Below are 13296 nucleotides of genomic sequence, written 5' to 3'. Positions count from 1 at the left end.
ACAGCCGGTTCCACCAGTGGAAACCGTGCTGGGTTCCGTCAAGATGCACCTCGCCGACCACGAGATCACCGCCGAAGACGTCGTTGACGATCAAAGCCGTGATGTCGCAGTGCCCCCAGGCCGGGTTGTCCGGCTGCCAATCGGCCTGGTCGTCGGGCGAGCAGGTGTCGGCAGACCAGCCGGCACGCAGGGCCTTGTCGAGATCAAGCAGGTTCCAAGAGGTCATGCCGCCAGCATCGCAGCCACCACTGACATCACAGAGTGGCCCAGGCGCCAAGGCCCGGCTGTCCCGAACATGCCACGGATACAGCCGAACAGAGGACGAATAGTCATACCGGACAGGGAGATCAACTGTCCGTCAGCAGGACTTGAAATGTCCACTCACCCGGACGTCCCACTGTCCGTGGACAGGCCGGGACACGGCGACTTGTGATCTTCGGGCCGGAAGCGTGCCGTACCTGCGGTTCCACGGCCGCGCCCCCTTGACCAGCCCCTTTACCTGCAGGTAGTCAAGGGAGTCCGGCCTGTGAAAGCCCGGACGCTCGGATTTCAGGGGGTGGGGGGCGCGTAGGTTATGCCGACGTCGCCGGCGGACGTCGCGGCGAGGGCGACCACCCGCCAGATCACTGCGGGGATGCCGTCCTGGGGTCCGTCCCAGGCGTCGTTGAGGAGATCCACGACCAGCGACACGGATGCGCCGTCCGGCCCGTGCGCCGAGAACTTGACCTGCTGCGCCGTCCAGGGCTGCCCTCGGGGCGCCGCGAACTCCACCAGCGTGTGGTAGGCCACGAGGTCTGTGCCGTCCTGGGTGAGGACGAGCGTGCCCGCCTGGATGTCGAGGCCGACGTCGACTTGAGTGTCCTCCTGCGTCACGTTCGGTTCGCCGGTGGCGCTCAGCTCCATGCTTCTCTCCAAGAGGAAGGCAGATCGTGTTCCGAGCATCGCAGCCGCCCGGCATCCGGGGGGCAACAGTTGGGCAGCATGCCCCAAGCGGAACGTGCTGCCCTGGGCGTGCCGCGTCATCGACCGCATGCAGACAACGTGCTCTACAGCGTGCGGATGCTCCCGGATCCCTCACCGTCTACTGACTTCCCTGATGTCGTCGACAACTGACTTTCCGCCAGATCCAGCAGCACCTTCCGGGAGAGATGGACCTTCCCTACTCTGAGGCCATGGCTGAGCGAGTGAAAAAGAATTGGAAGTCGGTCTGGATCGTCGCTGGTTGCGCGGTCCTGGTCATCCTGGCCGCTGTGATCGTGAATGGTTTACGGGGCCAGAAGGGCTCGAAGTATGGAGAGGAGAACCGGCCTCCAGAGGGGGATGTGCACGTCGAAGAGATCGGTGACGGGCGCAGCGGGGCCGTGGAAGTGAAGGCTTTCATACGCAACCAATTGGCCGGTGCGTGTCTTTACACCGTGACCATGCGGGTTTCCACAGAGAGTGGAGAGGAAGTCGGCACCGATACCACTGAGAATGTGAACGTCAGGGCAGGGGCTGAGGAGTACATCGACCTTCGTGTCCCGCTTTCAACGACACCGGGTAGCAAAGGGCCGTTCATTGCGGAACCAGTACAGGTAAAGCGTGCCTGCTGACACACTCGGTGCGCGAGACCGTGAGACGCATCGGCAGAGCAGGGCCGAGGATCCAGCGCCACTTGCGCGACGTTCACCCAGGTCGGCATCGAGGCCGGGCACGTTGATACGGACCCGGGGAGACCGGCCGGTCACGCCCGCAAACGAGGCATGCGGCGTTGTCGCCTCCGTTGTGAACCGCGTTCATGGCGTCTCCTCGAAGGTGAGTTGTTCCCCTGTGGGCGTGGTGTTGCGGCGCGCCGCCCCGGAGAAGTGAGGGGTGATCTCGAAACCGACCGATCGTCTGCCCTGGAGTGCTGCCGCGGTGAGGTGCGGCCGGTGCCGCAGAACGGATCGAGGACGACACCGCCCGGCGGGCAGGAGCTGAGAATGCGGGGTTCGATGAGGGCCGTGGGGAACGTGGCCGAATGCCCGTCGGAGCCCGGGGCGGCGTTCACGGTGATCACGTCCCGTGCGCCCTCGGGTTGGGGCGGCGCGGTCCCTCCGGGCCACCAGGTCCGGCATGTCCTCCAGATACTCCGCCTCGAGTCCGCGGCTCTCCTCGCCCGTGAACGCCTGGCAGTCGCGCCACCATGGGGACGACCAGCAGCAGCCGTACGAGCTCGGGCAGGCCGATGGCAACCAGAGCCGCACCCCCTTCGGAGTCGGCATAGAGGATGGGACGCTCCTCGCCGCCTTCACCGCAGAAGAAGTACGTGCCGCCAGCACCATCACCGGCGAATCCCTCAAGCGCGCTGCCCGAGGCGAGATGAACGTCCTCGACATGGTCGCTGCGGTCCAGGTCGAAGTCGCCCGGCCAAGCGAGAAAAAGGGCAGCTTCTTCCTGTTCACGGACTGCAGCGATCAACGATTCTATGGGCCGCAGCCTACGGCCCGCTGCTTGACAACCATCATTGGGAATCAGTCACACAGGCACCTGTGGGTGTGACTCAGCACGCTGTCTGGCCCGTGAGCGAGACAGGTGGCCCCTGAAGGACACCGATTCGCTTCGACCTGCTGAGCCGTGACACGTTAGTTGGAAACTGGCCACGAGAGTTGGAACCGGCATGGGGCCGGGTCACGGCAACGTGACCCGGCTGCCCGTAGCGGCGCAGTACGGCGGTGGAGTCGTGGGGGCCCCGTCGTCTCCCGGGGTGCTCATGCGCTGGTTGCTGCGTTGTAGGCGTCGAATCAGTCGCGGACCCGCCGGGAGGGTGCGGTGGCGCTGGATCCCAACGGCTGCAGCCACGCCGTGGTGGTCTCGGGGGCCGCTGATCGGGATCTCCGGCCAAGTTCCGGGGACGCCTCGGTCCGGCTCGCCGGGGCCGACAGGGCCGTCGGCGACACGATCGCTCAGCTCTGCCAGGTCTCCCGGAACATCGGCACCGCCCTCAGCCGCCGCCTGGGTCTTCAAGGAAAGCGACCTCGGACGCCGCCGGCTCCGGATGCTCGGAACCGGTTCCAACAGGACTGGCAATTCACTACTGGTTGCAAGAAACGTGACAAAACGGTTCCAACAAGCGTGTCCTCCCAAACCGCCCGCTCACCACCCTCTCGTGGTTCCAACTACCGTGTCTCGTCTCACCCATGCCGTCTCCGGTTCAGCCGAAGCCCGTGGCCCGTGCGTAACGGCAGTACTCGTCACGCCTGGCCACCCGGCCGGCCCGACCGGAAGGTGCCTGGAATGCACAGCCTGCCCGCGCTGCTCAGCGCCCCGCTTCTGCCCACCGCGATCGGCGCGGCCATTTACGCCGGCACGGTACTGAATCTGAACTGGTGATGTCGGTGCAGGTTGGTGGAGCATCCGGCTGGCAGTGGTTCGTCCCGGCCTGACTCGCGGGCCAGCCAGCTTCGTTCAGGATCCGGCCGACCGCTGGGTAGTCTTCGGACCATGTGGAGAGAAGCGACTCTTGAGGCCTTTCCGGAGGCGGAGTTCGGGAGTCCCGTGCAGGTAGCGGCCCTCGCTGACGCAGAGCAGCGTCTCGGCCGCGAGGTGCCTGCCGAGCTGAGGGAGCTGCTCCTGGAGAGCAACGGGATCATCGGACGGAGCGCGGTGGACACTGTCTGGCCCGTCGAGCAGATCGTCGAGCAGAACCTTCTCTTCCGCTCTGACGGCTCCTTCGCCGAGCTGTACATGCCCTTCGAAGCTCTGCTCTTCTTCGGGGACAACGGGGGCGGCGATCAGTTCGCGTTCGTGCAGACACCCCAGCGCCCGGACATCTTCGTCTGGGAGCACGAGACCGACAGCCGTCGGTGGGTGGCACGAGACCTGAGGGACTACCTGGGCCGTTCACTCGCCGAGGGCGGCGACGACTGGTACCAGTAAGCCGTCGGTGTGGGCCCGGGACGCTGACCGGGTGGATCGCAATCCGAACCTCACGGACAAGGAACTGGTCGACGACGGGCTTGTAGAGCCGCTTCTGAGCTTGATCCCGTGACGTCGGTCAGCATTCGGAGGCTGTAGCCCCCGAAATCCCAGGGTGTCCCACAAAGACTGCCCCGGCCCGCGGCGGGCGTGACCTCAACTGACGGGAGGGTCCCCCCCGGCCCGGGGCTGCGTGTGCCGTCTCCGCAGCACGATCATCGCAGGTCACAGGTGTCGCCGATCAGGCGGAAAGCCGGGTGGCGTCCGGCTGACCTGCGGATGACCCCCGGCACTTGCGCTCCGACTGCGCCCACCTGCGGTACGGCGTATATGTACCTCGCCGACGGCCACGGCAACTTCCAGGACCGGCGCACGTGGGGCGATGGCTGGAACATCGCATCCTCGTTCAACACCTCGAGCGCCAATCCGTTCACCGGCAAGAGCGAGATCCTGGGTCGCAACGCCCAGGGCACGCTGTGCTACTACCCCGTCATGAACAACGGCCAGCTGGCCGGCCGCCAGCAGATGGGTAACACCGCGGGCTGGGCCGGAGCCGACCTTAGCTATGTCTCCTCTCTCGACACCGACGGCCAGCCTGAGCTCGTAGAGATCGCCAACAACTGGCTCTACGAGGACGGCGCCGTGGTCAGTGCCGGCTGGAGCCGGTACAACCTGGTCGTCGGCCCCGGTGACCTCAACAACGATGGCCAGGGCGACCTGCTGGCCCGTGACGGCTCCGGCACCCTGTGGCTGCAGCGCTACAACGGCGCCCAGAGCTTCGCCTCCCGCCTGAAGGTCGGCGGCGGCTGGAACGCGTACGACAAGAACGTCGGTGCCGGAGACCTGACGGGGGACGGCCTGGCCGACCTCGTCGCGCGCACCGGCGACGGCAAGCTGTACCTGTACACGGGGCAAGGGCGTCTCCGCCCCGCCCTTCAAGTCGCGCCTCTACATCGGTCCCGGCTGGCAACAGTTTAAGAACCTCGCCGCCCCGGGCGACATCAACGGCGACGGCCGCGCGGACCTGATGGCCTCCAACTCCCGCGGTGAGCTGTTCCGTTACACCTCCAACGGCTACGGCGGCTTCCAGTCCCGGGTCAAGCTCGGCGACGGCTGGAACACCTACCGCGGCCTGTACTGAACCCGGCGGCGGACCGTATCCGCCACCGCGCTGGGTAACCTGCCCCCGGCGGCGTCCTCGTCACCGGGGGCGGTGTACCTCTGTTACACCGCCCGGCCCTGCTCAGGCGTGACGTTTTGCTCGCGCTGCTCACGTCAGACGAAGGCAGCAGCACGAAGCAACCCTCCGCCGGTTTTCCGGGACGGGGCCAGGGCTGGTGGGTGCGGTGACTGACCGGTGGGCGAGGATGGCAGACGAGCACATCATGGCGCGGAAAGAGGAATGGGCGTGTACCAGCAGCCGGACAATTCGTATGGGCCTCCGCAGACACCGGGGCCGGGGTTCGGGCCTGCCTACCCCCCGGCCCCCACACCGCCGCAGCGCCGCTCGAAAGGACGGCTGGCGCTGCTCGCCGCGAGCCTGACGTGCGCGTTGGTCGCGGCCGCGACAGGCGGCTACGCGTATGGCCGCCACACCGGCAACAACGCCGACAGCGCGACGGGACCCACCGGTGCGCGCAGTGCTACGCCGGCCGACACGCGTCCGTATCAGCTCACCGCGCCGCACAGCGTGCTGGGTGGGGGCTTTCGTCTACGACGCATCGCTGACGAGTCCTGTCCCGGCGCCAGCCGTGGACGACTACACCGCTCTCGGTATCTCCAACCCCACGCCTGTCCGCATTGCCTACAAGCCGAGCAGTTCCGCCTCGCGGCAGACGGTCCATTTCACCGGCGCCTGGGGTTCGATCAGCAATCCGGAGCAGGTCGTCGACCGGGACTTTGCGAAGACGGCCCAGAACGCAGCCGAGGGACCGCAGGGGTACACCAAACTCGTCGGCCCCCTCCAGAGGATGCATCCCAGTGGACTGGGCGACGCCGTGATGAAGTGCCAGAACGTTCGTAGTGAGGTGAATCAGCACACCATCACGACTCCCCTCTGCGTCTGGGCCGATCACTACACCTTCGGGGAGGTCCTCGTCGTTGACCCCGGCGCGCTGGTCAACGGCGGCATGGGAGTCAGCCTCGGCGAGAACGCGGACACAGCCGCCAGAATCCGTGCTGATGCCCGCGCACCGCGCTAACGCCGCATCAGACACGGCTCGCCTCGTAGTTGCGAACGTGGTTCACGGCCTGGGTCTGTTGGTGTCTGCCAGAATCGGAGGTCTTGTCCCACTCGGTGAAGCGAATCCCTTCTGCCGTGGCTCAGTACGCCTGGTCGGGCCAGACACCGATCACGCTCATGCGTCGCCGGGATCCCGTCGGAGCCGTCGAATCTCCGCGATCAGGCGGGGGATGGCCTCGCGAGCGGCGGCGATGAACCGAGCATTCTCGTCCCAGAGTTCATCTGCGACACCGACGTAGCGCGGCTGTTGGACGAGAGTGGCGGCGACGATCTGCCGGTGGTCGAAGTCCGGCCAGCGCTCGCCGAGCCCGGTGTCGGGCGTGATGCTGATGGCGACGAGGTTCATGGCGTAGTCGTCATCGACGAAGCGGACGTGCCACGGCCCCGGGGTGGCTGCTTCGGCGAGTTCTTGGATTTCGGCGAGTTCCTCGTCGGTCAGCGGTTGAGGGATGTCCATCGACTGCCGGCTCCTCGGCTTCGATCAGGTGTCGCGTCAGGGTAACGCCCGCGCGTCGGTCTGCTCGGCGGCCTGGACGATCAGAAGAGCCGAGGGGCCAGTCAGGCGACGGCGCCTGGGCCAGCGTCGACTACCTCGATTTCGCCGCCGTCCCCGGCAACCACACTGGCACGGGGATCAACGCGTCCCCCTGATCCCCCCAGGGCGGGGGCTGGCCCGGCTACTCCATGGTTGGCGGCTTCTGGTATCCACATGCCGCCCCGGGGCGAGTGTGCGGGTGCTTCATCGGCCGGGGACGGCGATGCCCTGGGTCGACTTGCCGTTGCCGCTCCAGTCGCCGGTGACCGGGAAGCCGGCGTCGCCGTAGTAGACGTAGGTGGAGGATCCGTCGGGGGCGGCGCCGCGGAAGCGGAAGACGCTGCCGGCGGTTTGGTAGACGCCGACCTGGGTGGTGCCGCTGCCGTTCCAGTCTCCGGTGATGGGTGTGTCCCCCGGCTCACCGAATCTGAAGGTGGTGTCGGCCTCGCCGCTGTGGAGGGAGTCCACGAGGTAGAAGGTGGCGGTGTCGGGGTTGAAAAGTCCCGGGGTGTCGAAGCCCTTGTGTGTCCAGTCCCCGGCGATCGGTTTCCAGTTGCCGCCGTCGCCCAGCGTGAAGGACGTCACGGTGCCGTCGTGGTGGCGCAGATGGAACGCGCCTGTGCTTGGGCGGTAGATCCCGACCTCGCTGGTGCGTCCGCCGTCCCACCGGCCGACTACGGGGACGTCGCCCGGGTTTCCGAACCCGAAGTCGGTGCTGCTGGGTCCGCCGTCCAGCGAGTTTGTCAGGTAGAAGTGGGCGGTGGTGGGGTCGTAGGCGCCGGGGGTGTCCCCGCCGATGCCGTCCCAGTTGCCTGTCAGCGGCATCATCGGGCTCTTGCCGAAGTCGAACGCGGCTCGGGTGGAGACGTTCGACTTCGCGGAGTCGGAGAGAAACCAGCGTAGGACGCCGGGTGCCTGGGGTGGCATCGTGCCGGACCGGATGAACTTGATCCAGTCGACGAGGTCGTCGGTGCGGGTGCTCACGGCGCCGTCGCGGGTGGTTTCGGTGCTGCCGAGGCAGCCCTTCTGCCAGGAGGTGCTGCTGACGGCGACGAGTTGGACGGTGCCGCCCGTCTCGCGGACGGCGGGGCCTCCGGTGTCGCCCTTGCAGACGGCGGCGCCGGCTGGCGCGACGCCCGTGATGGCGATGCCGGTGGAGGTGACCGCGTTAACGCCGAAGGGTGCGTCGTGGAGCTTGTCGGGCACCCATTCCGTTCTGGTCCGGCCGTAGCCGATTACGCGCACGGTTTCACCCTGGACGGGCGCCCCGGCAGCGACGGCGAGCGGGGGGATGTCGGTGACGGGGGTGGACAGCCGGGCGAGGACGAGGTCGCGGTCGGTGCGGGGGACGAGTTCGGCGATGTCCCGGACCTGGCCCGCTGTGGTGGTGAGGTCGGTGCGTCCGATGGTGGCGGTGGTTCTGAGCGCGGGCGGACCGGCTGGGACGGTTGTCGGCTGGGTGGGGTTGTCGGCGAAGCAGGAGGCGGCAGTGACGATCCAGTACGGATCAATCAGGGCGCCGCTGCAGGCGCGTTTACCGTCGCCGACGTCGATCTTGGCGGTGAATGCATAGGAGCCGGTCGGCGCGGCGTCACCGCTGACGGCGGACGCGGGCGTGCCAATCAGCAGGGCGGCGGCGAGGGTGGTGGCGGTGACCGCCCCGGTCATCCACATCGAGTGTGAGCGTAAGCGAAGCATGAGGCGACTCCTTCTCCATTCCTGGAAATGGCGGCGGCTTGGGCGGGTGCACGGCCGTGGTCAGCCTGGCGCGGGTATATGGCCGCCTATCGACCAGCCGGACCAGCCCTCACCGTTGGTGTTGGAGGCTATGACGCCGTCGGTCCGAAACGCGAGGACCTCGACCGCCCTGGTGTCGGGGTTGTCAACGGTAAGCTCTCTCCGGAACATGCAGTCACCAGTCGTCGTCCACGGCGTCCAGTTGGCCCCGGCCCACTGTTGCAGGGCAGGCCCCAGACGTTCAGGGCAGAGCGAAGCTCGGCGAGCGCGCGCATAGGTGGTGCGATGTCGTGGTGCTGGCTGGCGGGGTCACTGACCTCCTCGAGGTCAGAGGTTCGAGTGTCCGAGGCTGCCGTGGTGGAGGCCCTGCTCGTGGAGGAGGAGCGGCAAACAGGCGGTCGGTGACGGCAGTCGGCAGCGCTGGTGCCAGGTACGACGCTCTGCCCTTGCGTCAGTCCCTGGATCACTCCTGGGCCGGCTGGCTGTCTGCGGTTCGTAGGGAGGAGTATGCGGGTCAGCTCGGTCGAGTGTGCTGGACTCGGGCATCCCGTTCGGGCAGCTGATGGCTGGTGACCGCCAGGCCGGGGCCGATGGCCTCGCCGAACAAGGCAGTGATCGTAGTCTGGGAAGCGCTCAGATCTTCCAGATCTGGTCGATGTACCGGGGGTCGCAGCCGACCTGGGCCAGGGGTGCGCCCACCCCCGGGGTGCGCCACGAGACGTACATGCACTTGTTGTTCAGTGAGTTGCGGATGGAGTAGCCACCGTCGGTAACCGGCTCCAGCTTCCAGACCTGGTCGGCGAACTCGGGGTGGCAGTCGTACTGCGTGACGGGCGCGCCGTCCTCGGGCGTGCGCCAGGAGACCACGAGGCAGCGGTTGTTGTAGTGGTTGCGGATCTGGTAGCCGCCCTGCACCGGCTCCAGTTTCCAGACCTGGTCGGCGTACTGCGGGTTGCAGTCGGCCTGCTGGGCCGGGGCGCCGTTGTCGGGGGTGCGCCAGCCGACGAACGCGCAGAGGTTGCTCAGGGTGTTCTGGAGGGATGCGGTGCTGAATCGGACCTCCTGCAACCAGGTGGCGAGGTCGTCGGTGCGAGCGGAGATCGCACCCGTACGGGTCTCGGTTGCCGGCATTCCGAGGCAGCCGCCCTGCCAGGAGCGGGAGTTGACCGCGATGATCTGGCCGGAAGCATTGAGGAGCGAGCCGCCGGTGTCGCCTTTGCAGATCGCGTCGGCGCCCTTGCCGGTGATGGCGAGGGTGGTGGAGGCGGCGGAGTCGAGGGTGAAGGCGCCGATGTGGAGCTTGTCCGGCACCCATTCGTTCTTCGTACGGCCGAACCCGGCGGCGGTCAGCTCGGTACCGGTCGCCGGGGCTGCGCTGGCGAGGGGGGCGGGCGTGATCGTAGTGACCGGGGTGGCAAGGCGCAGGAGGGCGGCGTCCCGGTCGCTGCGCGGTGCGACCTCGGTGACGTCGACGGCCTTGCCGTCGCTGAGCGTCGCGGTGGTCTTGAGGGTCGGCGTGCCGGCCGAGACTGTGCTTCCGGGGGTGGCGGCGAAGCAGCTCGCGGCGGTCAGGACCCAGAAACGGTCGACCAGTGCTCCGGTGCAGGCGCGGGCGTTGGGCTCGTCGCCGACGCTGAGCCGGATGGCGTACGGGTGTGCGCCGGCGGCGGTTTCGGGGCCGGAGACCGCGGTGGCGGGGGTGGCGGTTATCAGGGCCGTCGAGAGCAGGGAAGAGGTGGCCAGTAGGCCGGGGGTCCGCGCAGCGCGCGGGCGGAATACAGACACGTGTGTCCTTCTCAGGCAGGGCGAGCGGGCGTGGTCTCGCGAACGGCCGTGGCGCAGGTCGGCTCCTCGGCCTACGGATTCAAGGGAGCGGTGCCGGTGGTGGTGGGCGCGGGCCGGTGCTACTTGCTGGTGCGGATTTCCATCAGCATGAAATCGCGGCCCTGCTCGTCCGCGGTCTCGCCCACGGCGGTCCAGGCATTCTTGTCGACGGTGAACGTCTTTTCCTCGGTGCCGGTGGTCATCGCGACCTGGGCGGCATAGTTGTTTCCCTTCACTCCGAAGACCGCCGGGATCTCCAGACTCAGGTATCCCTTGTCCCCGGTGACCCGGAAGCAGACTCTCTCGTTCTTGTGGGAGAAAACTTCCCATCAATTCAGGTGCGCCGGTGCACTGGGTGAGGAGGATGTGCCCGTTTCCTCTCTTGAGCTTGATCTTCTGCTCGGCGAGGATTTTGTCGGCGTTGGGGTAGGCGAAGTCTTCGATGGCGTAACCCGGGCCCTCATCGGAGATCGCCTTTGTTGCGAGACCCTCGGGGCTGGATCCACCGGTCACTCCTCCGGGGAGCGCGACCCAGGCCAGAGCCGCTGCACTGACAGCTATGGCGGTGATCCGCAGGATGGTGCTACGTACCTTCATTTTTACCCCCAGTGTCGATTCAGGTGTTCGGAACGCGCGTGAGCGCGCATTGTCGGAATGAGGTAAAGGAGTTTCGGTGCGCGCTCGGTCAGGGCTGGCTGACCGATGTCGTGGAAATGTAAATAGGCGGCGCCCGTTCAGTGGCTGACGATCTCCCGGAGGAAGGCAGCCATGCGCCATCAAACCAAGAGAATCTCTCGATGTATAGCGCCCGAATCCTCTATCGGGAATGTGATGTTCGTCACGCCATGCAGGGTTGTGGCAGTTTTTCGAAAATTGAGGGCGAGATTCGGCCATCTTCCAGTCGGGGAACCCATTTGGGGCTCCATCCAGGTGTTTCCATGACGCGTGCGCTGTGTAAAGTCAGGCCATCGCCGTTCCGGCGAGAAGTTCCGAGCGGGATTCGACCTCGACCTCGAGGAATCGCAATCAGAAAGGTTCTTCTATGCAGGAAACATTTTGGAGTCGGCGCCGTTTCACTACAGCTGCTGCGGCGGCTGCAGCAACTGTGTCCACTCCCTGGCTGTTCACCGCACCCGTACGGGCCGCCGCCGGCGCCGGTGCGGCCGGCGACGCTCTGGCTCTTCCGGACACGGACCGTGCCAAGGTCGTCAAGGCATGGATCCTGGGTGGCCGTTCGGTCAAGGCGGCGGCTTCCTATGCGCTGAGCGGCACCGACCAGGACATCACGAGATTCCTCACCGACGAGCTGCCGAGGGCGACGCGGATCGATAACCGCGTCGCCGCCTTCACCTACCTCGGCAACGGGGGCAAGAGCGTTCGCAGGGACGTCAGCGCGGCCCTCAATGGTGGTGACGAGGTGATATCCGCGTTCGTCAAGGACGGGTTCCGCTTCTCGGTCACCGAGGACATGCGGGTGTCGACCCTCAGCGTGATGGCCAACGGCGGAAAGAGCGTCAAGCGCGACGGCAACGCCGCGCTGACCGCCGGAACGGACCAGGCGCTGGAGCAGTTCCTGCTCACCACCCAGTACAACGCCAGGCTGGAGGACATGCGGGTCGAGATCATCAGCGGCCTCGCCACGGCCGGCCCGGAGCTCAAGAAGTACGCCAACCGGGCCCTGAGCGGGACCGCGGACGACGTGCAGTGGTACCTCGACACCGGCCAGCACATCGCGCGGGCCCGCGACCAGGAAGCCGCCGGCATCGCGCAGTTGGTCGCCATCGTTGAGCGTGAGAGCGCACGGGCGCGGGAGCAGACCGACCTGGCCGTCGAGGCTTCCGCGCGTGCGACGACAGCAGCGAGCCAGGCCCAGGAGAAGGCTCAAACGGCTGCGGCCGAAGCCGAGCAGGCAAGAGACGACGTCCGCAGGTCCGCAGAGGCGGCTCGTCAGGCCGCTACCGCCGCCAGCGGCGCCGCGTCCGCCGCCCGGACCGCGATCCGTGCCTCCTCCGCCGCGGTCCAGGCCTCGCAGCGGGCGTCCTGGGCGGCCACCGCGGCCTCCCAGGCAGCGGCCGCCGCCGGATCGGCTGCCACACGCGCCTACAACGCCGCGATCGCCGCGTCGAAGGACGCGTCGAGGACGGAAGAGGCGAAGAATGCCGCCGTCGCCGCCCGCGAGGCCGCTGCGAAGGCCAGCAGCGCGGCCAAGGCGGCCGACGAGGCGGCCACCGCGTCGGACCAGTCCGCCGGCGCCGGCCGGGCAGCCGCCGACGCCGCCCGCGACGCCGCCGCCGCCGCCAAGGCCTCCGCCCAGGCAGCCGAAGCGTCAGGTGTTGCCCAGGGCGAGGCAGTCGAAGCCAAGCGCCAGGCCGAGATCGCCTCCTCCGCCGCCAACCAGGCGACCAACGCTGCCTCCACGGCTCAAGCGCTGGCCTCGACCGCCGCCCGAGCCGCGCGCGCCGCCAACACCGCGGCCAGATCCGCTGCCGCACACGCGGAGAAGGCCGCCGACGCGGCAGAGGAAGCCGTCAAGTACGCCGGCCAGGCCATCGACTTCGCCAACAAGTCCACCGCCTACGCCGACGAGGCCGTGAAGGCAGCCAACCTCGCCACTCAGGCTGTGGCGGACGCCCTGGAGGTAGAAAGAAACGCCCGCGCTGCCGAGGCCGCCGCCCTGGAGACCGACCGACTGCAAGGCATGAAGGAAGCAGCCCAACTGGCCCTGCTGGACCAGAGCGAGCGCGTGGCCGCCCTGAACAAGCGCTCCCAGGCTCAGCAGACCGCCCAGGCCACCAAGGACCTCATATCCCGGGCGGAACAGGCCCTCGGCAACGACGACCTCGCCGTCGCCGCCACCCTCGGCCGCCAGGCAGCCACCGCACTGCTGGACTCCAAGGGCACCTGGACCCGTCAGGCCGCCCGCTTCGCACTCGCCGGATCCGACTACGACGTCTACTCCTGGATCGACCTCGACCGCCAGCTCGCCGCCTCCCAGGACGACCGCGAGACCATCCTCTTCATC

General features: G+C 67.5%; 12 protein-coding genes and 2 pseudogenes. 7 read left to right on the top strand and 7 right to left on the bottom strand.

Annotated features, from left to right (window positions below):
* Both ACJA3G_RS15255 and ACJA3G_RS15250 read right to left on the bottom strand, forming a co-directional pair.
* Positions 1-226, bottom strand: a pseudogene (locus ACJA3G_RS15255) (hypothetical protein); the annotation flags it as partial.
* Between the two features lie 323 nt (positions 227-549).
* On the bottom strand, positions 550-903 hold the full coding sequence (locus ACJA3G_RS15250; RefSeq protein WP_406553515.1) for a hypothetical protein: 354 nt from the start codon (positions 901-903) through the stop codon (positions 550-552).
* Between the two features lie 269 nt (positions 904-1172).
* Between ACJA3G_RS15250 and ACJA3G_RS15245 the strand changes: the two genes are divergently transcribed.
* A complete protein-coding gene (locus ACJA3G_RS15245; RefSeq protein ID WP_406553514.1) occupies positions 1173-1592 on the top strand; it encodes a hypothetical protein in 420 nt (139 codons plus the stop codon).
* A gap of 131 nt (positions 1593-1723) precedes the next feature.
* Here the strand turns inward: ACJA3G_RS15245 and ACJA3G_RS15240 are convergent, their stop codons facing one another.
* Positions 1724-2029: a DNA methyltransferase gene (locus tag ACJA3G_RS15240; protein WP_406553517.1), complete on the bottom strand. Its 306-nt coding sequence runs from the start codon at positions 2027-2029 to the stop codon at positions 1724-1726.
* Positions 2030-2139: 110 nt separating this feature from the next.
* On the opposite strand from ACJA3G_RS15240, the gene ACJA3G_RS15235 reads away from it, so the two are divergent.
* From ACJA3G_RS15235 to ACJA3G_RS15215, 5 genes are all read left to right on the top strand, one after another.
* Positions 2140-2520 (top strand): hypothetical protein, encoded by a 381-nt coding sequence (locus ACJA3G_RS15235; RefSeq protein ID WP_406553513.1) that lies wholly within the window; start codon positions 2140-2142, stop codon positions 2518-2520.
* Between the two features lie 942 nt (positions 2521-3462).
* Positions 3463-3897 carry an SMI1/KNR4 family protein gene (locus ACJA3G_RS15230; RefSeq protein WP_406553512.1) on the top strand — a complete coding sequence of 145 codons (435 nt, stop codon included), beginning with the start codon at positions 3463-3465 and terminating at the stop codon, positions 3895-3897.
* A gap of 369 nt (positions 3898-4266) precedes the next feature.
* Positions 4267-4914: an FG-GAP repeat domain-containing protein gene (locus tag ACJA3G_RS15225; protein ID WP_406553511.1), complete on the top strand. Its 648-nt coding sequence runs from the start codon at positions 4267-4269 to the stop codon at positions 4912-4914.
* Entirely contained in the window at positions 4889-5077 is a 189-nt protein-coding gene (locus ACJA3G_RS15220) for an FG-GAP repeat domain-containing protein (protein WP_406553516.1), read from the top strand. Before ACJA3G_RS15225 ends, ACJA3G_RS15220 begins: the two co-directional genes overlap by 26 nt.
* 610 nt (positions 5078-5687) lie before the next feature.
* Positions 5688-6137 (top strand): hypothetical protein, encoded by a 450-nt coding sequence (locus ACJA3G_RS15215; protein ID WP_406553510.1) that lies wholly within the window; start codon positions 5688-5690, stop codon positions 6135-6137.
* Positions 6138-6293: 156 nt separating this feature from the next.
* Here the strand turns inward: ACJA3G_RS15215 and ACJA3G_RS15210 are convergent, their stop codons facing one another.
* From ACJA3G_RS15210 to ACJA3G_RS15195, 4 genes are all read right to left on the bottom strand, one after another.
* Positions 6294-6635: a hypothetical protein gene (locus ACJA3G_RS15210; RefSeq protein ID WP_406553509.1), complete on the bottom strand. Its 342-nt coding sequence runs from the start codon at positions 6633-6635 to the stop codon at positions 6294-6296.
* Between the two features lie 282 nt (positions 6636-6917).
* Positions 6918-8411: a S1 family peptidase gene (locus ACJA3G_RS15205; RefSeq protein WP_406553508.1), complete on the bottom strand. Its 1494-nt coding sequence runs from the start codon at positions 8409-8411 to the stop codon at positions 6918-6920.
* A gap of 672 nt (positions 8412-9083) precedes the next feature.
* Positions 9084-10235, bottom strand: a complete 1152-nt coding sequence (locus ACJA3G_RS15200; protein WP_406553507.1) for an RICIN domain-containing protein — start codon at positions 10233-10235, stop codon at positions 9084-9086.
* A gap of 119 nt (positions 10236-10354) precedes the next feature.
* Complete coding sequence (locus ACJA3G_RS15195; protein ID WP_406553506.1) at positions 10355-10510, bottom strand: hypothetical protein; 156 nt, start codon at positions 10508-10510, stop codon at positions 10355-10357.
* 869 nt (positions 10511-11379) lie between these two features.
* Between ACJA3G_RS15195 and ACJA3G_RS15190 the strand changes: the two are divergent.
* Positions 11380-13296 (top strand): annotated as a pseudogene (locus tag ACJA3G_RS15190) (ALF repeat-containing protein); the annotation flags it as partial.

This window comes from Streptomyces sp. YS-3 (genome assembly GCF_045257485.1).
GTDB lineage: Bacteria > Actinomycetota > Actinomycetes > Streptomycetales > Streptomycetaceae > Streptomyces.
The sequence above is the reverse complement of the archived record's forward strand: the minus strand, read 5'-3'. Positions and strand labels throughout refer to the sequence as shown.